This window comes from Acetobacter sp., from assembly GCF_052102375.1.
GTDB lineage: Bacteria > Pseudomonadota > Alphaproteobacteria > Acetobacterales > Acetobacteraceae > Acetobacter.
This window is the reverse complement of sequence record NZ_JBQDXI010000031.1, coordinates 1-23,424: the sequence shown is the minus strand read 5'-3', so window position 1 is coordinate 23,424 and position 23,424 is coordinate 1. Positions and strand designations below refer to the sequence as shown.

The window sequence follows — 23,424 nt, the reverse complement described above, 5'->3', positions numbered from 1 at the left end:
CAACTGCTCAAACAACATATAATCGAAGGTGTTGCGACGACCGGTTGAATCCGCCGTCTATCGTAGGTCGGCAGTGATGTTTTGAGGGGTCATTATGACAAAGTGAAGCCGATAAAATGCTGCCCGTGCCTTCGGGACAGAGGGTCAGTGCAATATGGAGTTCAGACGCCGGGCGCTGGTCGACTTCACACTTGTGTTTCTCGGCGTAGATTTTCTGTTTGTTTTGGAAACAAGAGCCATTTTACGAAAGAAAATTGAAGGTGGCCTGATGAGCAGTGCCCGCCAGCGTGGCATTTGAAGGCCGATGGCACTGGCGAGCCTAAACTGGCTTCCCTCAGGCAGTAGCCTGAGGGGTGTCCTGCAACGTAATAATCAGCGGGACATGGTCGGATGGGCGTTCACATGCCCGTTCTGCTTTATCTGGTGTGGCGGTAAGGAGCCGCTCAGCTACTGCGGGGGAGAGGAGGGCATGGTCAATCCGCAACCCGCTATCCCGGTCCCATGCTCCAGCCTGATAGTCCCAGAATGTGTAGGCCTTGCCAGAGGGCTGCAAAGCTCTCAGAGCGTCTGTCAGGCCTAACCAGAGAAGGCGGTTATAGGCTGCGCGGGTCTCGGGGCGTACCAAGGCATCATCTGGCCCCAAAGCGCCGGGGGCGCAGTCTTCGGGCTTCGGGCATACATTGTAATCACCCGCAAAAATAAAGTTTGTATCCGTGCGTAGCAGTTCACGTGCACGGGCAGCCAAAGCGTCAAAAAATGCCAGTTTGGTTGCATAGCCTTCAGCGCCGCCTGAATTGCCGTTGGGCAGATACAGGTTGCCAAGGGTCAGGCCCTGTGTGCGAACTTCAACATAACGGGCGGCAGGATTATCAAAACCGGGGAGGTGATCGGTACAGACCTCAAATGCGCCCCGTACCAATGTCGCAACCCCATTGTAGGACTTCTGCCCCACAACCGCACACTGGTAGCCAGCTTCGGCAAAAGCCTGTGCGGGAAACTGCGCCGTCTCGCATTTGATTTCCTGCATCATCAAGACATCGGGTTTGTGGCGTTCCAGCCAGTCCAGAATCAGATGTTGGCGTTGACGAACGGAGTTGACGTTCCACGTGGCCAGTTTCATGCGACGGAAAAGCTCGTGCCACACCCGCAGGAGGAGGCTGCGTTAGGGTTGTTAACCGTAAAATGGGCACCCATCAGCTTGTCCGTAAAATCAAGCTCGGCTCCAGCCAGAAGGTCAAGGCTTGTCGGGTCTACCACAACAAGGGCCGTATTTTTTTCAAGGTGGGTATCGTCAGCTTCAATCTCAGTCTGCGGGATGAGCTTGAACTGATATTGAAAACCATTGCAGCCCCCGGCTTCCACAGCCACGCGGAGTGCTACGGGCGGGGTGGTGTTCTGTTCCGCCGCAGAGCGTTTGCGGCTGGCAAGGACCGAGGCAATGCGCGCGGCGGCTGCATCGGACACGGAGAAGGGCTGTGGCTGGGTCATGGGATATAGATAGCGTGCAGGCAGGCTAGTTTGAAGGGCCATTGCGGCAGAGATGGTCAATTTTCCCGGAATGTCTTACTGTGCGGGCCGACCATGGCTTTACCCTACCGGTGCAGCCAGACCGGAGCAGGATGCAGTATAGATGCCAATACAGGCCGCCCATACAGACCTAGCCTCCTATGCCGTACAGCCCGCCGAGGGCCGGGGGCGGAGACTGTACCGGGAAGAAGAATCTCCAACACGTTCCCCGTGGCAGCGGGACCGTGACCGGGTTGTGCACTCCTCTGGCTTCCGGCGGCTGCAATATAAAACTCAGGTGTTTATTAACCATGAGGGGGACTTCTTCCGGACCCGGCTGACCCATTCTCTGGAAGTTGCACAGGTTGCCCGCTCCATGGCCCGTTTCCTGCAACTGGATGAAGACCTGACGGAAGCCGTAGCGCTTGCGCATGACCTGGGGCACACCCCGTTTGGCCATGCGGGAGAGGATGCTCTTGCCGCCCAGATGCAGCCTTGGAACGGGTTTGACCATAACACGCAGGCACTGCGGCAGGTGACCGTGCTTGAACGCCGATATCTGGCGTTTGATGGCCTGAACCTGACATGGGAAACTCTGGAAGGGCTGGCCAAGCATAATGGTCCGGTCAAAAAGCCAGCGCCGTGGTTACAGGACTTTGATGCTCAATGGTCCCTCGACCTGCTAAGTTTTGCCTCGACAGAAGCGCAGGTAGCAGCGTTGGCGGATGATATTGCTTATCACGGTCATGACCTTGATGATGGCGTGAAATCTGGCCTGCTTTCACTTGATGACCTCGTGGACGTACCTCTGGTAGGCGAAGTTCTGGCAGATGTGCGTACTCTGGCCGCGCAGTACACGGATACCCCCCGCAAGACCCAGCGTGTACGCCATGAGATTGTCCGCCGCGTCATTCATGCCTTGGCAACGGATGTGCTGATAACCACGCGCCAGAACTTGCAGGACCTTGCGCCCAAAACGGTGGAGGATGTTCGTGCGGCCTCTGCCCCGGTCGTGGCGTTTAGTCCGGGCATGGCTGCGGCGAATAAGGGGATCAGAAAATTTCTGTTTGCAAAGCTTTACCGGCATTGGCGTGTGAACCGCATGACGTATAAAGCCCAGCGTGTCACAGCAGAACTGTTCACCATTCTTGCGGAGTCGCCTAAACTGCTGCCAGACCGCTGGCAGGAGGCTGCTTTTGCGGGGGATGATGCAACACGGCACCGCGCAGTGGCGGATTATGTGGCATCCATGACCGATCGGTTCGCGATGGAAGAACATCGCCGGTTGACGGATCTCTCAATAGCAGGCTGAAAACGCAGCCTGATTGCTTTTTTGTAGGATTTTTAAGTGCATGTCTGAGTGTTTGTTCCAGCGTTACCGTCACCACGTCCTGGCCGCCGTGCAGGGGCTGTTACCCGACGTGCCGGAAGAAACACTGGCCCGCATAGAAGTAACCCCTACCCGTGACCCGGCCCATGGTGACATGGCAACCAACGCGGCCCTGCTGCTGGCAAAGGCGGCCCGCCGCAAACCAGCCGATATTGCGGCGGATCTGGTTGCAGCACTGGAGAAAGTGGAGGGTGTTGCCAAGGTTGCGGCCGCGGGGCCTGGTTTCGTTAACATCACGCTCAATCAGGATGTGCTGCGTAGCGTACTCCCGCATGTGCTGACTGCTGGCGAGGCCTATGGCGATTCGCAGGCAGGCCATGGTGTGCGCGCTAACGTGGAATATGTGTCCGCAAACCCCACAGGTCCCATGCATGTAGGCCATTGCCGTGGGGCTGTGGTGGGGGATGCGCTGGCTAATCTGCTGGGTAAAGCCGGGTTTGATGTCACCAAGGAATTTTACATCAACGATGCCGGAACACAGGTTAAGGCGCTGGCATGGGCAACTTACTGGCGTTACCTGCAAGCGCTCGGCACCACGCTGACTGAAGATGAATTTGCCGCTCTGACACCCAATGGCCTGCAATATAAAGGCGAGTACCTGATTCCGGTAGGGGAAGCCCTTGTGGCGGAATTTGGCGGTAAGCTGGCGGAGGATGATGCCCGACCCGCTCCTGAAAAAACATGGCTGGAAACCGTGCGTGGCTTTGCCGTCGCCCACATGATGGCAGCCATTAAACAGGATCTGGCAGCCCTTGGCGTCACGCATGACGTGTTTACATCCGAGGCGCAGGTGCTGCGGGAGGGCATGGTGGATGCGGCCATTACGCGCCTTGAAAAAGAAGGCCTGCTGTATGAAGGCGTGCTGGAGCCCCCCAAGGGCAAATTGCCTGATGACTGGGAAGAACGTGAGCAACTCCTGTTCCGCTCTACCCAGTTTGGGGATGATGTTGACCGTGCCCTCAAGAAGTCTGATGGCACTAACACCTACTTTGCAAATGACATTGGCTACCATGCGGATAAGGCTGCCCGTGGCGCACAGGTGATGATTGACATCTGGGGTGCGGATCACGGCGGCTACGTCAAACGCATGAAGGCTGCCGTGCGGGCCGTCACCAATGACACAGTGCCGCTGGAAGTTGTGCTGTGCCAGATTGTCCATATTCTGCGTGATGGTCAGCCAGTCAAAATGTCCAAACGTGCAGGCACCTTCGTGACGCTGCGGGACCTGATTGACGAAGTGGGTAAGGATGCCGTCCGCTTCACCATGCTGACCCGCAAGAGCGATGCTCAGATGGAGTTCGATCTCGACCTCGTTGTGGCCCAGCAACGCGATAACCCTGTGTTTTATGTGCAGTATGCTCATGCCCGTTGCCGCTCTGTTCTGCGGGCGGCGGTAGAAGACGGGTCTTACGGCGCTGCTACGGCAGAAGCTCTGGCCGCCACGTCCCTTGCTGCACTTGAGTCCGATGCAGAAATGGCTTTGGTGCGCCGTATTGCGGAATGGCCGCGTCTGGTTGAGGCCGCTGCTCATGCGCGGGAACCTCATCGTATTGCCTTCTATCTGGCCGATCTGGCAGGGGACTTCCATTCCCTCTGGAATCGTGGCCGTGATGATGCCTCCCTGCGCTTCCTTCAGCCCGAAGCGCCAGAGGCAAGCCGTGCGCGTCTAGCCCTTGTTGCGGCTACAGCTACGGTTATCCGTTCCGGGCTGGCAGTCATGGGTGTAGCACCTGTGGAGGAAATGCGCTGATGAATGACGAAACACCAAAAGACCCGTTTACGTCTAACGATAAAACCAGCCGTGCCCGCGAGCGTATGAGCGCTGATTATGATGACGCACCCCGCCGCAGCGCTCCCCCCGTTGGGAAGCCTGTGGAAGGAGGCGTGGTGTCTCAGGCGCTGGGCCAGTTTTTGAATAGTGACGCGGGTACGCGCAGGCTTGTCTATGGTGCTGCCGGTCTTGGCACCGTGCTGCTTGTTGGTATTGGTGGCTGGGCCTTATTAGGCCACCACCAGAGCGGTATTCCCGTGCTCGGGCCTCCTGCTGTTTCCATGCGTACAAAACCGGTTGATCCGGGCGGGATGCAGCTTGATGGCGTGACCATGCCGGAAGCGGATGACGGGCAGGCACACCCCGTACCAGCACCAGAAAAACCAAACCCCAAGGGGCTGGCTGCCCAGTACGGGCAGGAAGCGGCCAAGACGGATGCGGCGGAGAATGCTGCAAAGCCTCCAGTTCCTACCCCTGCTACACCAACCACGCCTGAGGCAACGTCTCCCGCACAAGGTGACGATAAAACGGCTTCTGCTGCTGCCCCGGCTACTCCAGCAGACGACACTCAACAGCCAACAACCCTGCCGGAAGCCGGGACGGGGAGTGAGGATAATTCTGCCGCTGGGGATAGCGAGGCTGCATCCACGCCAGCGGCTCCAGCTCCAGCTCCGGCAAAGCCTGCGGCCAAGAAACCAGTGGCAGAAGCACCGGCAAAACCCGCCACGCCTGAAAAACCCGAAGCACCAAGCGCGGTGGCTGGTGGAAAATATCGGGTGCAGTTGGCTGCCCTTCAGTCCGAGGCACAGGCCATGCAGGAATGGAGCCGCCTCAAAACACGGTATCCAACACTGTTTGGAGACCGTACGCCTGTGATTGAAAAAATAGTGCGGGATAATGCCGTGTTCTACCGTTTGCGTGTGGGCGGGTTTGCCTCCATTGCAGACACGCGGGCGTTCTGCGGCGCGGTGCGGGACCGTGGTTTGGCCTGTGCTCAGGTGCACCAGTAAGCCTTATGGCTGCATGAGAACGCGACAGCTAAGGTAAGACCGATCTTATGGATGGCGAACATCAGGCACTGCCCGCATCCGGGTTGGGAGAAGGGGGCGGCACATCCGCCCCACCCGCTATGATACCGGACGCCATCCTGCCCGGTACCCAGCCGCAGGAAGGGGGGAGCGGTGCAGCCGCAGAGGGTGTGGAGCTTCGTGTTCCCTTACTGCAACTGGATGGGTTTGAAGGGCCGCTAGACCTTCTGCTTGATCTGGCCCGCACACAGAAAGTGGACCTCAGCCGTATCTCTATCCTGCAACTGGTGGAGCAATATCTGGCCATAGTTGAGTCCGCCCGGAAGGTACGGCTTGAACTTGCGGCAGACTGGCTGGTTATGGCGGCGTGGTTGGCGTGGCTTAAATCCCGCCTGCTCCTGCCACCGGAAGATGACCTTGCAGAAGAAGGCGAAGACGCCGCTGAACTGCTACAGGAACGGCTGATAGAGCTGGCCTGTATGGGTGAACTGGCCCGATGGCTGGAAGCCCGGCCCCGTCTGGGGCGGGACGTGTGGGCACGCGGTGAGGCCGAAACCTTGATTGAGATTGATCGGTCAGGGCTGGCGCTGGATATGCCGCAGCTTATGCGGGCTTACATGGCGGCCATGCGGCGCACGGCCCGCAAGCGCATTTATGCGCCACGTACCATCCGATTCTGGACCGTGCAGGATGCCCTGTCACGGCTGACGCGCCTGCTGGGTGAAACACCGCCCGGTTGGAGTAGTCTGGATGCCTTCATGCCACAGACCCTCCCCGGTGCCGCTGTGGGTGAGGACGCCGTGCGCCAGCGGCGCGCCGCAATGGCAGGAACCCTTATTGCAGGTCTGGAACTTGCCAAAAGTGGGCAACTACAATTGCGGCAGGACGAAACATTCGGCCAGATTCTGCTGCGTTCCCACCATCTGGCAGACAATGATGACGATACGGCTGAACAGGAAGAAAAGCCGGTAGAAGCAACGGGGCAAATATCAGCATGACCACTCTCCCTTCCGCTCCCGTTGATGCAGCAGATCTGCCAGATCAGGAAGATGGAACCCTGCAGGCAGCCTCTACTCCGCCAGCCGATAGCATTGCGGTGCCAGATGAAGCCGTGCGCCTGACAGAGGCCCTCCTGTTTGCAAACACGGAGCCAGTTAGCCTGCGCCGTATCGCGGAATTGCTTGAGGGGCGACAGCTTGTGCCGCGAGACGTGGATAATCTGAGTGCTTTTGTGCAGGCTGTTCTGGCTGCTGTTATCCGGCACTATGAAGGCCGCGGTGTTGTGCCGGTGGAAGTAGGTGGCGGCTGGCAGTTCCGCACCGCGCCAGATCTGGCGCCAGCGCTTACCCGTGTGTTGGACCGGCCCCGCCGCTTGCCGCGTGCCACCATGGAAACACTGGCTATTATTGCCTACCATCAGCCCTGCACCCGCGTAGAGGTAGAGGAAATTCGCGGTGTCAGCCTTGGGCAGACCGTGCTGGACACGCTGATAGAAGCGGCGCTGGTGGCCCCCAAAGGCCGGAAAGAAGTGCCGGGCAGGCCGGTGCTATGGGGCACGACCCCTGAATTTTTACGCTGTTTTGGGCTGCGGAGCCTGTCAGATCTACCGCGCCGGGAGGAGCTGTTGGTTGATGTGCCAGACCTTATGCCGCCAGCCCGTAAGCCCGAGCAACCCCAGACTTCCCCCGCTGATACGACCACAGAGGCTGACCCTTCGGAGGGCGATGCTTCCACCCCACCAGAACCGGCTACAGCGCCGGATGTTTGCGCAGCAGACGGGGCATGATAAACCATACCCTTACTCAGCCAGTTAGCCGCGCAGCCTACGCCCAGAGACCCGGCGCGCCCGAAGACAAGAGCACGGTAGATGTTTGATTTTGCATGGTCTGAAATTGCGCTGATTGGTGCCGTGGCCCTTGTGGTTATTGGCCCAAAGGACCTGCCTGTTGCCATCCGCGGTCTTGCAAAAGCGGTTAAAAAAGCCCGCGCTATGGCCAGCGAATTTCAATCCCATGTTGATGAAATGGTGCGTGAGGCTGATCTGTCCGAAGTGCGCGACCATGTGAGGGATTTCAAGAACCTCAACGTGCGTGGCCGCATCATGAAGGCGATTGATGCTGATGGTACGCTGGCCAGCACGTTTCAGTCTTCACCGTTGGAAGGGCCGGTTATGCGCCCGCCAGCAGGGCCACGGGCGCTGGATGCGCCGCCCCCTGCCGCAGGTCATTCCTCGCCTATGCTGGAAGAGCGCAGCGTGGGCTTGCCCAGCCTTCCTCCGGCTGCAAGCTGGCAGACAGACCAGCATGAAGACCCGAATGTGGAAGCCGAGGTCATTGACGCGCCACCGGAACTTCCTCCTTCTGTGGTGCGCCGTATTGTACGTGAGCGGGAGCACCTGCATCCGCCCGCCATTCTGCCGCCAGTAAGGATTATGCACGGCGCACAGCGTGTTATGCCGGGGCCGGGACGTATGGAACAGTCTGATATGGCGGCGGTCAGTCCTGACGCAACCGCCCCGCAAAAGGTGGCGCCCCAGCCATGACGGAGACGGAAACCCTGCACGAAGACCCTATTCACGATCAGCCCATGCCGCTGATCGACCATCTGCTTGAACTGCGTCGCCGTCTGCTTTGGTCCGGGCTGGCTTTTCTGCTGTGCTTCGGGCTGTGCTACCATTATGCGGGCAGCATCTATTTCTTTCTTGCGCGGCCGCTGGGTGAAATCATGCGGCAGCAGGGTGAGCAGCCGCATCTGATTTACACTGCTCTGTACGAAGCATTTTTCACCTATATTCGGGTGGCGTTTTTCGGGGCTGCGTTTCTCTCATTTCCCGTTGTGGCCATACAGGCGTGGATCTTTGTAGCGCCCGGCCTGTATCGCTCAGAAAAACGGGCTTTTGCACCGTTTTTAATCGCAACACCGCTGCTGTTTTTGCTCGGGGCAGCGTTAGCGTACTACTTTATTTTTCCCATTGCGTGGCGGTTTTTCCTGTCCTTTCAGTCCCCAAGCGGGACGGATGGCATGCAGATAGAGCTTCAGGCCAAGGTGTCTGAATATCTCTCTCTGGTTATGAAGCTGATCATGGCTTTTGGCGTGGCGTTTGAGCTGCCAGTGGTTCTGACCCTTCTGGCCCGCGTTGGTATTGTGACCTCTGCCATGCTCAAGCGTTTCAGACGCTATGCCATTGTGGGGGCCTTTATCATTGCGGCCATTGTCATGCCGCCTGATGTTATTACCCAGTTTGGGCTGGCCGTGCCGTTGGTCATCCTTTACGAAATTTCCATTCTCTCAGCACGGCTGGTTGAACCCAAGCAGCTGGTTGAGACAGAAACAGACCCATCCGATACTGTATCCTAACGCAACAGAGGCCCTGCTAACTCATGCATGATATTCGCGCCCTTCGCGCAGACCCAGCCGCATTTGATGCTGACCTTGCCCGCCGTGGGCTGGAACCTGTGGCGCAGAAAATTCTCTCATGGGATGAAGAGCGCCGTGCCGCCCAGACGGCGTTGCAGGAAAAGCAGACCCGCCGCAAGGCTCTGGCGCGGGAAATTGGCCCCCTTAAGCGGGATGGCGGTGACACGTCTGCACTGGAAGCAGAAGCAGTAGCCCTGCGGACTGATATGGAAACGCTGGAAGCCACAGTGGCAGCGCTTGAGGGCAATACAACAGCTCTGCTGGAAACCCTGCCCAACAGGCTGGACCCAAGTGTGCCAGATGGCCCGGATGAAACAGCCAACGTGGTCCAGCATGAATGGGGTACGCGTCCGAATTTTGCGTTTACGCCCCGCCAGCATTTTGAACTGGGTGAAGCACTGGGTCAGATGGATTTTGGCACAGCTGCCAAGCTGTCCGGGGCACGTTTTGTCGTATTACGTGGGGCTCTGGCCCGTCTGGCCCGTGCGCTGGGACAGTTCATGCTCGACCTGCATGTAGACCAGCATGGTTATACGGAAACACAGGTGCCCGTGCTGGTGAATGACGCCGCCATGTATGGCACGGATAAACTGCCGAAGTTTTCTGACCAGTCTTTCCGGACGGAAGATGGTCGCTGGTTGATTCCTACGGCGGAAGTGCCGCTGACAGCGTCTGTGGCTGGAGACATTCTGGATGCCGCCAGCCTGCCACGGCGCATGACGGCCCTGAGCCAGTGTTTCCGGAGTGAGGCCGGGTCTGCCGGGCGTGATGTGCGTGGAATGCTGCGCCAGCACCAGTTTGAAAAAGTGGAAATGGTTTCCGTCACCACGCCAGAAGAGAGCGATGCCGAGCATGAGCGTATGACGCGGTGTGCAGAAGCTGTGTTGGAAAAACTGGGCATTCCGTATCGGCGTGTGCTGCTGTGTACAGGCGATACAGGCTTTGGGGCTGCCAAAACATTTGACCTTGAAGCCTGGTTGCCGGGGCAGGATGCCTGGCGTGAAATTTCCTCCTGCTCCAACACGCAGGACTTTCAGGCGCGCCGCATGAATGCCCGGTTCCGTCCACAAGGGGGTGGGGCACCGCTTTTCCCTCACACGCTGAACGGCTCTGGCCTTGCAGTAGGCCGTACCTTGATTGCGGTGATGGAAAACAACCAGCATGAAGATGGCTCCATTTCCATCCCTGCTGTGCTGCGCCCTTACATGGGTGGTTTAGAGAAAATCAGCGCCTAAACACACATGTTCTCACGTTTGGTGTGTCAGGAAAGCGGCCTGTAGAAGGTCGCTTTTTTGTTTTTAAGCAGTGCGATACACAATCTTGACTTGCTGTATGCGCCAGCCAAGACTGCGCATACTGATGTAAACTGGGCCTGTAATTTGTGCAGGTCAGAAAAAGCTAAAAAGGAAGTCGTGCCTTATGCCTCGTTTTCATGTGAAGGATCATGCCACGCCACGCGGCGGCATGATGGGGTCTATGAAGGCACTGCGTGCCATGCTGTGTGCAGCGGTGGCAGGTGTCGCCTTGTCCGGCACGGCAGGGGCAGCAGACAGCGTTGACCACGCGTCTTTAGGCACAGGGAATGTCACGGTGGCAGATCGCTTCACCGTTGCTCAGCCTTCTGGTATTGCGCGTTTGCCAGATGGGCGCATTGTGCTGTCCCTGCCGACCAGCGCGCAGAACCATGAAGGCCCTGTGTTGGCAGTCTGGACGGAGGGAAAACTCACGCCATTTCCAAGCCGCAGCGCGCAAAATGCTCTGATTTCTCCTCTTGGTATGACAGTGGATGCCAACGGCCAGTTGTGGCTGCTGGATGAGGGGGTAAAAGCGGGCAGCAAGGCTAAGGCAAAGCCTACGCTTATTCACATTGATCCTAAAAAGAACAAGATTGTTCAGCGTTTTCCGTTTATCGCACCAGCAGTTTTGCCGGACAGTCATGTCAATGACGTGCGGATTGATCTGACCCATGGCAGTGAAGGGACAGCGTATGTCAGTGATACATCACAGACCACTCATCCGGCCTTGATTGTTGTAAACCTGACCACAGGCCTGATGCGCCGTGTGCTGGCGGATACGCTTTCTGTCAGCGCCGTACCGGGGCTTGTCATGCAGTCTGACTTGAAACTGGGCCGCTACACCACGCTGAACCCTATTGTGGCACAGGGCGGGGTGGATGGTGTGGCGCTAAGCGCAGACTCATCCCGGCTGTACTGGTCTCCTTTGTCGTCCCGTCGCCTTTATAGTGCGCCCACAACACTTCTGGCCAACTTCAATACGCCTGAAAAAACTCTTGAAGCCGCCGTCAAGGATGAAGGCGAGGTCGGGATTATGGATGGCATGGCCACCGCACCTGACGGCAGCCTGTATCTGACGGATATTGAACGTCATGCTGTTATACGCCGTGCGCCAGATGGTGCCTTGTCACTGGTGGCGCAGGATGCGCGCCTGATTGCGCCGGACAGTATTGCACAGGATGGCAATAGCCTGTTGTTGACAGTAGGTCAGTGGTCAAGGTTGCCGGTGTTTAATGGCGGGCAGGACAAGCAGGAAATGCCCTATATTCTGGTACGGATTGCACTGTCGCAAGCTGCTGCGGCACCACAGAATTAAGGTTGTTGTTTATAGCCCGCCCCAGATAGGGGGCGGGCTATTTAATGGGTTTCGTAATGGTCTATTTGAAAAAATAGCCTGACCATAAAGCCAGTTTTCTGGTTGGGAATGGGTGAATAAATTTGCATGGGAATGTGCATTTGCGTGCTGATCGTGCGGGCGATAGCTAACCCCAGCCCGCTTCCTTCAGCCTGAGACCCACCCCGCACAAAAGGGTCGGTCAGGGCCGACAGTGTTGCATCAGGCAATGGTGGGGCGTCATTTTCTAGTGTGAGTTGCGCAGAAAACGATGGTTCAGACCCAGCATCTGTCCTGATCACAGTATCTAGCGTTACGGCAACGCGTACGCACGAGCCATCTGGACTGTGCCGAAGCGCATTTTCCAGTAAATTCCGTAATAAAATGCCCGTTGCGTCCATATCTCCCATCACCACCAAGCGGGTATAAGGCTCTGTCTCTACAAGCAGGCGTTGGGGAGCGGCTCCGTGTGGGGGGTCTAACTCATCGGCTATTGCATTCAGCACTTCCAGCATGTCAAACGGTTGCCGCTGGAACCCCGTTCCTGCAACAGCACGCGATAATTGCAGGAGTTTTTCAGTAATACGGCTCAGCCGTTGGATCTGGCTGATCATGGTATCGACCCGGTGTCGGGCCGTTGTGCCGGGGGAATCAGGAGGTGTTTCAGACGGGAGAGTGCTGCGGAGCATCTGTGTCTGAGCAAGTAATGCGGCAATAGGGTTGCGGAGTTCATGCGCGGCATTGGCTGCAAAAGCACGTTCAGCAGCCAAGGCCTTATGCAAACGTTCCAAGAGTAAATTAACGGCGGTTTGAATTGTTGCCAACTCATGAGGTAGAGCGAGGTCAGGCACCGGATTAAGGTTGCCGCTGCCCCGTTCCCTAATTGCGTGCTGCAATTGCACAAGTGGCTTCAGGCTACGGCGTACCTGCCACATAACCAGCAACCAGATGCAGGGTATGGCACCCAGAATAGGTAGAACGGCAATAAGAATGGCATGGTGTGTGGCCTGTGAGCGGTGCACACGGGGTTCAGCAACCATAATAAAGCGGTTTTTCTGCGCGGCTGGGGTAACATACACCCTGAAATGGGGCTGCATGTAAAACCCGGCATCATGGCGCAGAACAAAAGCCTGCTCAGGTGCGTTGGGTGAGCGTAGTAATACCTGCCCCTGTGCATTGGTAATCTGATAAGCCAATGATGTAGGGGTTATGTTTGACAAATGGGCAATGTCATGCCCGCTTCCCTGCTGGTTGAGCACCAGCACAGCAAATTGCAGCCGCTCGGCAACTTCTTGCAAGGAATCATCAAGGCGTTCTGTAATTTCGAATTTTGTAAAAGCGACGGTAAGAAGGCTAACAATAATAAGGCACCCGATAACAACAGCGGTCACTCCTCGCAGCAAACGGGTGGAGAGCCGCCATGGCCGCACGGTTTTATGGGCTGGTGTTGGTGTATGCGCCATGCGGGAGGCCGGGTGAGGGGAAGGCTGCGTCATGTTGTGTGGGGTTGTTGCAGGTAATATCCGCGGCCGCGCACTGTGCGAATAACATCGGCTCCCAGTTTTTTACGGACGCGGCTTACAAAAACCTCAACAGTATTGCTGCCAACTTCTTCCTCAAGGTTGTAGAGGGCTTCTTCAATTTTTTGGCGGGAGCATATAGCCCCCGGACGCCGTGCCAGAAGCTCAACCAAGGTCCATTCGCGGGCAGTCAGGTCAATAATCTCCCCGTTTCGGGTCAGGCGTTTGCGCTCAAGGTCTATTTCACTTTCGCCTGCCACAAGCCGGTTATCAATCAAGGGGCGGTAGCGTCGTCCTACGGCGGCTATGCGGGCAACCAGCTCATCCAGATCATAGGGCTTGGCCAGATAATCGTCAGCGCCGTCAGACAGGCCCGCTATGCGGTCGCTAATCTGGTCCTCAGCCGTTGTGATGAGAATGGAGAGGGGAGAACTGGTCTGGCGTATTTCCCGCAGCAGGGTGCGGCCGCTGCCATCTGGTAAGCCCAGATCAAGCACCAAACACTCATACTGCACGGCGGCAAGGGCGGCGCGTGCGTCCTCCAGTGTAGTAAACCAGTCCACCGTATGTCCGGCGTGTTGCACCCGCTCTTGCACGGCGGCACCAAGCAATGGCTCATCTTCAATAACCAGAATACGCATGGGCTGGCTCCTTCGTATTCTGGCAGACTAGTCGGATATGCCGTTTTTATGAAGCTGTATCTGTGGTTGAGACGGTTGAGGGCGTTCTGGGGGCAAACCGCGCATAAAGCAGTGGCAGGACCAGCAGGGTTAACAGGGTAGAGGTAATCAATCCGCCAATAACAACGCTGGCCAATGGGCGCTCAACTTCCGCCCCTGCAGATGTCGAAAACGCCATTGGGAAAAACCCAAGGCTGGCTACCAATGCTGTGGCCATGACAGGCCGTAACCGCTCATGCGCTGCGGTTAATCCGGCTCTTAGGGGAGAAACACCCCGCCTGCGGATGTGGTCCGCTGTGCTGACCAGCACAACACCATTCAGCACCGCTACACCAAATAGCGCAATAAAGCCGATGCCTGCGGAAATACTGAATGGCAACCCACGCAAAGCAAGCGCAAAAATACCGCCGGATGCAGCAAGAGGGAGATTGCAGAACACAAGCCCGGCAAGACGCGCGGACCCAAGGGCTGCAACAAGAAGGATAAAGATAAGGGCCAGAGCAATAGGCACAACAATGCCCAACCGCTTGGAGGCTGATTCAAGATTACGAAACTGGCCGTCCCATTTCATGGTGTACCCACGGGGGAGGGGAACCGCTTTTTTCACGGTATTTTGGGCTTCGGCCACAAAAGAAGCGCTGTCCCGCCCGCGCACATTGGCTTCAATAACAATACGCCGACGGATGCTGTCCCGGCTGATGCGGGGTGTGCTGTCTTGCACAGTAATATCGGCAACCTGAGAGAGCAGAACAGAGCCTTTTCCATCTATCTGCCGGACGCGCAGGTTTTTTATGGCGTCAGCAGATACCGTGTAAGCTGGAGCAAGACGGACCTGTGTTGCGATAATACTGCTGCCTTGTGTGACAGGGCGACCAATATGGCCACCTATGGCTTCTACTGTATCCAGAATATCCTGCTCACGCACCGTCAGGCGGGCCGCGTTGTCACGGTTTACTGTAATTTGCAGGAAGGGCACTGTACCATCATCCGCAGACATCACATCCGCTGCCCCCCGAATACTCTGCATGGTTTTAACAACCTGCTGGCTCAACCGGGCCAGTGTTGCAAGGTCGTCTCCATAAATGGAAATGGCAATTTGGGTTCGTACGCCCGAGAGCAAGTCATCCATACGCATCTGAACGGGTTGGCTCCAAGAATAAAGGGCGTCCGGCAGGGCAGTATGCAAAGCCGTATTCATAGCCTCCACCAGCTCTGACTGTGAGCGTCCATGCCCATCGTTTTTAAGCATGATGAAGCTGTCAGTTTCGTTCTGGCCCATAGGGTCTGTCGGGATGGCGGCTGTGCCTGTGTTGCTGATGACGGTTTTAACTTCAGGAAAACTTTTTAAAATTTTCTCTTCTTGCGTGATGTTTTCTAAGGATGCAGCAAGAGAAATGCTGGGGAGATGCATGCTGTGCACAACTAGCGCGCCTTCTTCCAGTTGCGGCACGAACTCGCTGCCCAGAGACCAGCCCAGAAGCAGGGACACGCCAAATACGGTAGCGACACAGCTTAGGACAAGACGCGGCCTGCGGTAGCACTGTTGAAGAAGGGGAACGTAAAAATCTCTTATTTTTGCGATCAGGCGTGTTTCTGCAGGTACCGTTGTTCGGGAGAGAACCAGCACGCTCAGGACAGGCACCCACACCAGGCAGAACAGTAAGGAGGCTGCCAGCGCCATGATGACGGTTTGCGCCATAGGCCGGAACATATGTCCTTCAATACCTTGCAGTGTTAAAATAGGCAGATACACCATGATGATAACCAGAATGGCAAAGCTGACCGGCCTGATAACCTGCAAGGTTGAAGACACCACAAGCTCTGTAAAGGCAATATGCCCCTCCCGGTTACGGCGTGTGAGAATATGCTCTACAACGACCAGAGAACTATCAACTATCATTCCAAAGTCGATCGCCCCAAGGCTGAGCAGATTGGCGGAAATGCCAAACAGCTGCATGCCTGTCATGGCGCAGAGCAGGGCAAACGGAATGACCGAGGCAATAAGCAGCGCAGCCCGCAAGCTACCCAGAACACAGAGCAGCACAATTACAACAAGTGCTGCACCCAAAAGCAGGTTTTCCTTTACCGTGGCAATTGTACGCTGGGTAAGGGATGCACGGGTGTAGAAGGGGTCTATGCTCACGCCTTTTGGAAGGGCTTGTGCAATAGCAGGTAGGGCAGCGTTCAGAGCACTCAGTGTTGCATTGGAACTGGCACCGCGTTCCATCATGACAACGCCAGTCACAATCTCGCCGTTACCATCCCGCGTTACAGCGCCAAGGCGGGTGCGGGGCTGTGTTGAAATTTGCCCGAGGTCCCGTAGGGTAATGGGCGTGCCGCCAGCACGGGTTTTGACAGCAATGGTGCCAAAATCCTGCAAATTGCGGAGTAGGCCACGGCCTACAACAATCTGTTGTTCTGCATGATGTTCTATCCAGCCACCGCCAGATGCAGCATTACTGGCATCAATCGCCTGATACACATCGCCCACAGAGAGGCCGTAAGCCAGCAGTCTGGCGGGGTCGAGTGTCACAGCCCATGTTTCTTCCGCGCCGCCACCTATGTTCACATCCACAACGCCGGGCACCAGCTTGAGCTGGGGCGCTACGCTCCATGTCATGAGGCGGTTCAGTTCCATAAGGCTGTAACCGGGGCCTTTGAGCTGAAACTGAAAAATTTCCCCCAGACCGGTAATGAGCGGCCCCATGGTCAGGCTGACATTCGGTACGCTGATAAGGGCTTTGGCTTGTGCCATGCGCTCTGTCACGCGGGCGCGATCCAGATTGATGTCTGTACTATCTTCAAACTGGATATACACGACAGATACGCCAGAGCGTGAAATGGAGCGCAGGTCTTTAATGCCGGGCAGCCCCGCCATGCTGCTTTCGACAGGAAAGGTAATGAAATGCTCTACTTCCTGCGTGGCAAGGCCCGGTGCAATGGCTGTAACCAGAACCTGCTGTGGTGAAATATCGGGCACGGCCTCAACCGGCAAATCAAGCGTAGTAGCCACGCCCCCAATCAGGATGAACCCCAGCAGGCTGAGAAGTAGGAAACGCGCTGACACCAGTTTTTGGAAAAAAGAGGACACGACCTTACTCCGCATCCATAGCAGGCAGAACGGTCATTGCCTTAAGAGCCAGACTGCCGTGCTGCACAACCTGTGTCCCCGCTTTCAGGCCGGAAAGCACGATAACCGAGTTCTGATCTTCCAGCCCCAGTGTGACAGGTGCAGGCTGTAGTTTTGTGTCAGACTGTTTTGTAAAAACCAGTGTCTGGCCATCAATTATCTGTACCGATTCTGACGGTATAACTAGTCCATTTTGCTGTTGCGTGGTTTGCAGGAGGCTGTTCAAAACCATACCGGGACGTAACAGGTTTTTGCTGTTTTCAACCCGACTGAGAATACGGACCAAGCCTGTCACGGGGTCAGCAACTGTATTTACTGTATCCATACGACACAGGAGGGGGGAGGCCGCGGCATCTGGTAATGTGAGTGTCTGTCGTCCGCCCTGTGCCAGTAACGCTGCATCTTGCGGGGCCACGTCGGACACAACCCATACATGCTGTGTGTCACTGACTGTAAGAAGGTTCTGAGTGGGCTCAATATCCGCCGCTACGGCGGTAGTTATTTGTGTGACGGTGCCAGAAAACGGCGCGATGATAGTGGAGGTCTCGTCTGCTTCTGCATGGGTTTCAGTAGGGGATGTGTATTCTTCTTCAAACCTGTGGGTCAGCATACCCAGTTCAGCTTCACGCGCGGCCACGGTTTCCTTGGCTTGTTGTAAGATCGCAAGCCGTTTTTGCGCTTCACCGACCGAGACGGTTTGTCCCGCCAGAGCATGGCCGCGCGCGTAAGATTGTGCGGCCTCCTGTTCTGTGGCTTTGGCGGCTGCCAAGGCCGTGCGGGTTTGGGCCTGTTGCAGGCGGGCAATATGCAGTGCGTGGTTCTGGTAGCGTAAAAGTGGCTGCCCTTGCTGTACAGATTGTCCGGGCAAAACCAGAATAGTCATAACCTTGCCACTGCCAGCAGGTTGAATGGTAACAGTATGGGTGGTGTCTGGCTGCACGCGGGACATGGCAGGCAGCATGCGCGCTACTGTGCCGGGTACTACTGTCGCATAGGTCAGGGCCTCAGCGCGGCTGGCTTCTGGTGTGAGAGTGAGCGGGGATAATCCGCCGTCAGCCGCAAGGCTCGCCACAGGTAGGCAGGCAAGCCCAATGGACCATACGGCAGCATGTAAAAAAATGAAGGACTGTGTGAGGAAGGCAGGCGGCATTTTTGGGGCGTTCTTGAAAAAAGAGGTTTTCTTGTCTCTGGTTTGCTGCATCGGTTTGGCAAAAACACCCATCAGGGATCCCCAGTGTCGAGAGCGGCCGGAATGGTTAGGGCTGTATTGCCAGAGCTATTACTGGTGGCCCATGCCGCAGAGGCACTGGTTGGGTCAGCCAGACCAGTGGCCAGACCCGGCAAAGTTTGGGATGCAATCAGAGCGCGTACAATGGCAGCATGCCAGACTATTTCTGCCCGGTCCCGCGCAAGGGCCGCGCCATAGGCGGCCTGACGTGCCCGCATGACGTCATCAAGCGGGGTTTCGCGCAGTTTCCATGAACGCTCCAGTAAAGCAGAGCGGTTTTGCAAATGTGTGGCTGCGGAAGACGCATCATTCAGGCTTGTGATGGCGGAAACGAGATGAGCCCGAATTTGCGCCGCCTCCTGCCGGACCATGCGGTGGGCCAGTGCGTCCTGCCGGTCTGCTGCTGCTGCGCGGTCCTTGGCGGCGGCAAGCAGGGGCGCATTATGCACACTACTGGGGAGTGGCACACTGAATGTAACCCCCACCCGGTTATCCCATGGGCTGGCATACTGTTTTTCATGAATCGCACCAACCCCAATTTCCGGATTGGGCATGAAGGAACGCCGGGCAAGTTTTAAGGCAGCCTCTGCGGCGTCAACTTCCTTTCTGGCGGCCTGTATGCGGGGGTCATGAGCTTCTATGGTGGTAAGAGCACTTATGCGGTTTAGTGCGCTATCGGTTGCCGTGTAGGTTTGAATATCCGGGATAGACGTGCCCCCCAACAGGGCGCTCAGGTTGGCCAAGGCTGTCTGTAACTCTTCCTGAGCTGCTGTGCTGTCCAGTCTGGCGGTGTCCAGCGCGGCATCAGCCTGGTGTTGGTCCGCCTCAGTCATCTCTCCTGCGCGTGTGGCTTGTGCTACGTCCTTGCTGATCTGTAAGGCGCTGGCTGTGTAAGCCTGTGCGGTGGCCAGATGCTTCCGGGCTAGCAGGGCGGCGGCTGTTGTATCCAGCAGCCGGACGGCCAAAGACATATGGGCCACCATACTGCGTTTTTCAGCACTCTCTGCTTCTGCCTGCGCTACGGAGCGCGTGGCACTGCCTTGCCCCGGTAGCCAAAGCGGTATGCTGACCTCACCCTGATAAGTGGTGTAGCCTTGGTTACTGCCAATGGCATGATCATCAAAATAGTTGCCGGTTACGGTTGGTCCGCCTGCAAACCAGGAGGCTGCTGCTCTGGCGCGTGCTTGTGCGCCTTTTCGGTTTGTCTGAAGTTCGCGCTGTGAGGGGTCAAGCTGCCAAGCCTGTTCCAAAGCCGTGGTGAAAGGCAGACGCTCGGCTGAAGCTGGAGCGGATAGAGTGCTCTGGCTCTGCCATGAGTGTTCCGCACAAGCTGGAGTGGCACAGCCCGTAAGGAGGGCAACAGCTACAGCAAGGCGGGCGGAAGGCCACATTTCCAGCATAAACCTTTCCAGTACAACAGACAGGGATAGCAGGGGAATGGCACACCCCCTTTTCTCTCTCCCTGTGCAGACAGAGGAGACATACCGCACCAACCTGACAGGAAGCTGAACACCAAGATGCTATTATGCGTTAAGGTAACCAGCAAAGCAGGATAAGCAGGCGCAGGGGATGGACGAAAGCGTGGGACGTAAGGGTGGCTAAAAAGAAACGCAGAAACAGCAGGGGGGCCGCAAAGCGTTATGCCTTGCTAGGCTTGTGCTGTGTGGGGAGTAAGGTTGCACTGATCATGCCCGCACAGGCACAGGAACAGCCCTCTACACCACCTGTTCCCGCAAGCATTCCAGCCAGAATGCTCTCGCCTCGTGCTGACCACCGCATGGTCGTGATTGATCAGGAATGGTTGGGTGACTCTGGCCCCGCCGTGCAGCGGATTGGCCCTGCGTCCATGCGTATGCCGCGCAAGCCCCGTTTTGCTGGTGCGCAGCGCGGGGTAGGGCTTGCCCCCGGCAGGGCTACCGACGGGCGTATCGGGCGCGGTGCAAAAGCACAGCCTGTCCCCCATGCTCCCCCGCACAAGCCAGACACGGATGATGATGTTACGACCGACACAGACTCTGATACCGATGATAACCTGCTGGGGAATATGGGCGGTATCCGCCCGTGGCTGGACAGATACGGCATTACATTTGATCTACAGGAAGTAGACGAACTGTGGGGCAACCTGACAGGGGGTATTCCCCCCAATGGTGGTGATAAAGCCGGGACAGGGCCAGCCTATAACGGCGTGACCATGCCAACCCTGACCATTGATCTGGAAAAACTTATAGGGTTGAAGGATGGCGTGTTTAACATTAGCGCCCTGCAAATTCACGGTCGCTCCATCACGGCTGACAGGTTGGCTAATTATAACCCCGTAAGCGGTATCGAGGCTGATCGGTCAACGCGCCTGTTCGAACTTTGGTATGAGCAGGCATTCTGGGATGACAGGCTGGATATCAAACTTGGCCAGCAGGATCTGGATTCAGAGTTTATTATCAGCACGTATGGTGCCCTGTATCTCAATTCCAATTTTAGCTGGCCAATGGGGCCGTCCGCCAATCTTTACGCAGGTGGGCCATCGTGGCCGTTAGCGTCTCCTGCGGTCAGGTTACGCTATCGGGCGGCATCAAATGTCACGCTCATGTTTGCGGCCGCCAATGATAACCCGCCCGGTAACCGCTTTAACTCTTTTCCCGTACAGAATGGCGGGCAAGGCAACACGGCTGACCCAACAAGCCAGACAACGCATGATGCTTGCGGGTGCCGTTTTAACATGAACACCGGGGCCATGCTGATTGGCGAGGTACAATATGCCCTTAATCCGGAGGGGGGGAGTGAGCACCCGGACCTCAAAGGCAAAGGAAATGGTTTGCCCGGAGTGTATAAGCTGGGTGGCTACTACGACACAGGCCGTTTTCCAGACTGGCGGTATGCCAGTAACGGGCAAAGTCTGGGGGCTGCCTATGCCCGTGGGGAGCAGGTGCAGCCCCGTATGGTACGGGGTAACTGGCTGCTTTATGGTATTGTGGACCAGATGGTCTGGCGGCCTTACCGTAAATCTCCCACCTCTTTAGGCGTGTTTGCGCGTGCAACAGGAAACGGGGGAGACCGTAACATGATCAGTTATGCCGTTGATGCGGGTGTGAATCTGAAAGCACCTTTTGCAAGCAGGGAAAATGACACGCTGGGGTTTGGGCGGGGTATTGGCCGCGCAAGCTCTGGCGCGCGCAACTATTACCGCACACAGGGTTTTCATGCCCCCGGCACGGAGAACCATATTGAACTGACGTATCAGGCCGAAGTACAACCATGGTTCGTTCTTCAACCCGATTTTCAATATATTTTTAACCCATCAGGAGGTTTGGAGAGTGATCAATGGCGCGGGCACAAAGTTGCAGATGAACTGGTATTTGGCCTGCATTCCCGTATTTCCTTTTAAAGGCGGTCTGTCATGTTAGCTGACAAAACTTATATCTGGCTTCTGGGGGCTATTGTAAGCGAGGTCATAGCCACGTCATGCCTGAAGGCAAGTGATGGGTTAACGCGCTTGGGGCCATCTATTGGGAGTGTTGTTGGGTACTGCTGTGCATTTTACCTGTTATCCCTGACCATGCGTACAATGCCCACAGGCGTGGTTTATGCCATATGGTCTGGTGTGGGTATCGTTCTTGTTTCAATCATAGGATTTGTATTTTTCAAGCAATCTCTGGATTGGGCCGCTCTTGTTGGTATCGCTTTGATTATGGCAGGTGTGTTGGTTATCAATCTGTTTTCACGCAGTATCTGATGGATAGGGTAACCCTATCCATCGGACCTTTGTGCTCAGAAAGATGAGTCCTCTTCCGTATGGTCGTCTGGTTTTTCAGTGGGGGCAGGTTGATAAGCGTGTGGCACGGCTGGCGCACCATCCGGCATGGACACACTCCCTGCGCCATCAATCTGTTTGCTGAATTCTGCCGGACGCTTTGTAAGTTTGACTGAACCAGCACCATCAATACCAATCTTGGCTTTGTTGGTGGGGCCTGCTTTGACGGAGCCTGCGCCATTCATTTCCACGTCAAGATCTCGCATGTCCATTGCGGACAGATTGACTGAGGCCGCACCGTCTATAACCAGTTTGACACGGTCAACAGACCCTGTGCCCTTGACACTGGCTGCACCATTAATGGTCAGATCAAGTGTTTTCTGAGCGTAATTGTCCAGAGTAACCGCACCAAAACCGTTCAGTGTTATAGTGTTGAGCGCGGGGGATGTAACAGTCACGACAACCTTGCTGCTACGCAGGCTATGGTGAGGTGAAGAAAAATTGAGTGAATTAGAATTCAAAGTTATATCGTCTACAATTTTCTGCGGTCCTGTGACTGTAATGCCGGGTGTATCCCCCTGTTTAAAAAGGAATGTTCCAGCAATATTCACAGTAAGGTCATGACTGCCCTGCCATGGGAGTGTGCGCGTTATTTGAGGGCCTTTCGCTGCGTTAGGGGAGTCAGGGCCCCATTCTATATTGGCAAGGGTAAAGTCCATCGGGCCGCGAGAACTTGCAACACCAAAGCACAGGGCTGAGGCAAGGGCGGTGCCAACGGCAATAAAGACAAGGCCACGGATCATGGTCTGTGTTTCCTGTAATCAGAGGGTTTGCGAAGGAGCAATAAGCCGATAATGCGCCCGGCCGTAGCGCATGAGCAGGTTGAAAATGCCAATGGTGACCAGAATACAGAATGACGTGATGGAAATGCCTGCTGTGACCAAACCAAGGCAGATCATCACATTTTGGAGCCAGTCACTTCCAACATCAGGGTGAATATCCAGTAAGCCGAAAGGAAGGAGAAGGCACCCACCCAAGCAAAGGGCTGCACCTGCGGCAATAAATGCCAGGATACAAACGCCAACCAGAAAAAGAATTGGCAGAACAATCAGCAGGTCAATGGCAGCAAGCCCGAGAATGCCAACAATGGCCCCCAAGGCACTCCCAAGGCTGCGCTCATCTTCCCAACGGCGAACCCCAGCCTCAGCCCTGATTTCCCGTGCCAGACGTGCGGGGTCTCCCAGACGTTGGGCGATATCGGCTTCCGTGCGGCCAGCAGCGCGGCCAGCTTCAAAATGTGCTTCATAATCAGCCACAGCTTCCTCAACGCGGATTTCTTCTGTGGTTACCGTCCGTTATGCAAGAGTTTTCTGACCCATAT

At 56.3% G+C, this 23,424-nt stretch carries 21 protein-coding genes; 12 read left to right on the top strand and 9 right to left on the bottom strand.

Translation table 11 applies throughout. The features are described from left to right. Positions 1-154 precede the first annotated feature (154 nt). A complete protein-coding gene (locus ACTIDN_RS11395; protein ID WP_441377141.1) occupies positions 155-298 on the top strand; it encodes a hypothetical protein in 144 nt (47 codons plus the stop codon). A 36-nt stretch (positions 299-334) separates the two neighbouring features. On the opposite strand, the gene ACTIDN_RS11390 is transcribed toward ACTIDN_RS11395, so the two are convergent. Both ACTIDN_RS11390 and ACTIDN_RS11385 read right to left on the bottom strand, forming a co-directional pair. Further along, a complete protein-coding gene (locus ACTIDN_RS11390) occupies positions 335-1,120 on the bottom strand; it encodes an exodeoxyribonuclease III (protein WP_441377140.1) in 786 nt (261 codons plus the stop codon). Next, positions 1,117-1,488, bottom strand: a complete 372-nt coding sequence (locus ACTIDN_RS11385) for a HesB/IscA family protein (protein ID WP_441377139.1) — start codon at positions 1,486-1,488, stop codon at positions 1,117-1,119. Before ACTIDN_RS11385 ends, ACTIDN_RS11390 begins: the two co-directional genes overlap by 4 nt. 142 nt (positions 1,489-1,630) lie before the next feature. On the opposite strand from ACTIDN_RS11385, the gene ACTIDN_RS11380 reads away from it, so the two are divergent. From ACTIDN_RS11380 to ACTIDN_RS11340, 9 genes are all read left to right on the top strand, one after another. Continuing rightward, on the top strand, positions 1,631-2,818 hold the full coding sequence (locus tag ACTIDN_RS11380; RefSeq protein WP_441377138.1) for a deoxyguanosinetriphosphate triphosphohydrolase: 1,188 nt from the start codon (positions 1,631-1,633) through the stop codon (positions 2,816-2,818). Positions 2,819-2,858: 40 nt separating this feature from the next. Next, positions 2,859-4,646 carry an arginine--tRNA ligase gene (gene argS / locus ACTIDN_RS11375; RefSeq protein WP_441377137.1) on the top strand — a complete coding sequence of 596 codons (1,788 nt, stop codon included), beginning with the start codon at positions 2,859-2,861 and terminating at the stop codon, positions 4,644-4,646. Next, positions 4,646-5,677, top strand: coding sequence for an SPOR domain-containing protein (locus ACTIDN_RS11370; protein WP_441377136.1), 1,032 nt, complete (start codon positions 4,646-4,648; stop codon positions 5,675-5,677). The genes argS and ACTIDN_RS11370 overlap by 1 nt, the downstream gene beginning before the upstream one ends. 47 nt (positions 5,678-5,724) lie before the next feature. Further along, complete coding sequence (locus ACTIDN_RS11365; RefSeq protein ID WP_441377135.1) at positions 5,725-6,693, top strand: segregation and condensation protein A; 969 nt, start codon at positions 5,725-5,727, stop codon at positions 6,691-6,693. Beyond that, positions 6,690-7,481 (top strand): SMC-Scp complex subunit ScpB, encoded by a 792-nt coding sequence (gene scpB / locus ACTIDN_RS11360; RefSeq protein WP_441377134.1) that lies wholly within the window; start codon positions 6,690-6,692, stop codon positions 7,479-7,481. Before ACTIDN_RS11365 ends, scpB begins: the two co-directional genes overlap by 4 nt. An 81-nt stretch (positions 7,482-7,562) precedes the next feature. Further along, a complete protein-coding gene (gene tatB / locus ACTIDN_RS11355; RefSeq protein WP_441377133.1) occupies positions 7,563-8,237 on the top strand; it encodes a Sec-independent protein translocase protein TatB in 675 nt (224 codons plus the stop codon). After that, positions 8,234-9,052 carry a twin-arginine translocase subunit TatC gene (gene tatC / locus ACTIDN_RS11350; RefSeq protein WP_415507259.1) on the top strand — a complete coding sequence of 273 codons (819 nt, stop codon included), beginning with the start codon at positions 8,234-8,236 and terminating at the stop codon, positions 9,050-9,052. The genes tatB and tatC overlap by 4 nt, the downstream gene beginning before the upstream one ends. 23 nt (positions 9,053-9,075) lie before the next feature. Then, positions 9,076-10,347 carry a serine--tRNA ligase gene (gene serS / locus ACTIDN_RS11345; protein ID WP_441377132.1) on the top strand — a complete coding sequence of 424 codons (1,272 nt, stop codon included), beginning with the start codon at positions 9,076-9,078 and terminating at the stop codon, positions 10,345-10,347. A 184-nt stretch (positions 10,348-10,531) separates the two neighbouring features. Then, positions 10,532-11,722, top strand: coding sequence for an L-dopachrome tautomerase-related protein (locus ACTIDN_RS11340; RefSeq protein WP_441377131.1), 1,191 nt, complete (start codon positions 10,532-10,534; stop codon positions 11,720-11,722). A 41-nt stretch (positions 11,723-11,763) separates the two neighbouring features. Here ACTIDN_RS11340 and ACTIDN_RS11335 read toward each other — a convergent pair whose 3' ends face one another. The 5 genes from ACTIDN_RS11335 to ACTIDN_RS11315 all read right to left on the bottom strand — a co-directional run bounded on the left by ACTIDN_RS11335 (position 11,764) and on the right by ACTIDN_RS11315 (position 19,698). After that, the gene (locus ACTIDN_RS11335; RefSeq protein WP_441377130.1) at positions 11,764-13,236 is read right to left on the bottom strand and encodes a sensor histidine kinase; all 1,473 of its coding nucleotides are present in this window, start codon (positions 13,234-13,236) and stop codon (positions 11,764-11,766) included. Then, complete coding sequence (locus tag ACTIDN_RS11330; RefSeq protein ID WP_441377129.1) at positions 13,233-13,901, bottom strand: response regulator transcription factor; 669 nt, start codon at positions 13,899-13,901, stop codon at positions 13,233-13,235. The genes ACTIDN_RS11335 and ACTIDN_RS11330 overlap by 4 nt, the downstream gene beginning before the upstream one ends. Positions 13,902-13,947: 46 nt before the next feature. Then, complete coding sequence (locus ACTIDN_RS11325) at positions 13,948-17,046, bottom strand: efflux RND transporter permease subunit (RefSeq protein ID WP_441377128.1); 3,099 nt, start codon at positions 17,044-17,046, stop codon at positions 13,948-13,950. Next, entirely contained in the window at positions 17,036-18,220 is a 1,185-nt protein-coding gene (locus tag ACTIDN_RS11320) for an efflux RND transporter periplasmic adaptor subunit (protein WP_441377127.1), read from the bottom strand. The genes ACTIDN_RS11325 and ACTIDN_RS11320 overlap by 11 nt, the downstream gene beginning before the upstream one ends. Before the next feature lie 71 nt (positions 18,221-18,291). Next, positions 18,292-19,698 carry a TolC family protein gene (locus tag ACTIDN_RS11315; protein WP_441377126.1) on the bottom strand — a complete coding sequence of 469 codons (1,407 nt, stop codon included), beginning with the start codon at positions 19,696-19,698 and terminating at the stop codon, positions 18,292-18,294. Between the two features lie 350 nt (positions 19,699-20,048). On the opposite strand from ACTIDN_RS11315, the gene ACTIDN_RS11310 reads away from it, so the two are divergent. Both ACTIDN_RS11310 and ACTIDN_RS11305 read left to right on the top strand, forming a co-directional pair. After that, on the top strand, positions 20,049-21,677 hold the full coding sequence (locus ACTIDN_RS11310) for a carbohydrate porin (protein WP_441377143.1): 1,629 nt from the start codon (positions 20,049-20,051) through the stop codon (positions 21,675-21,677). A 12-nt stretch (positions 21,678-21,689) separates the two neighbouring features. Continuing rightward, positions 21,690-22,025 carry a DMT family transporter gene (locus ACTIDN_RS11305; protein WP_415507267.1) on the top strand — a complete coding sequence of 112 codons (336 nt, stop codon included), beginning with the start codon at positions 21,690-21,692 and terminating at the stop codon, positions 22,023-22,025. A gap of 35 nt (positions 22,026-22,060) precedes the next feature. Here the strand turns inward: ACTIDN_RS11305 and ACTIDN_RS11300 are convergent, their stop codons facing one another. Further along, entirely contained in the window at positions 22,061-22,846 is a 786-nt protein-coding gene (locus ACTIDN_RS11300) for a GIN domain-containing protein (RefSeq protein WP_441377125.1), read from the bottom strand. A gap of 18 nt (positions 22,847-22,864) precedes the next feature. Next, the gene (locus tag ACTIDN_RS11295; RefSeq protein ID WP_441377142.1) at positions 22,865-23,377 is read right to left on the bottom strand and encodes a DUF1700 domain-containing protein; all 513 of its coding nucleotides are present in this window, start codon (positions 23,375-23,377) and stop codon (positions 22,865-22,867) included. Between the last annotated feature and the right edge of the window lie 47 nt (positions 23,378-23,424).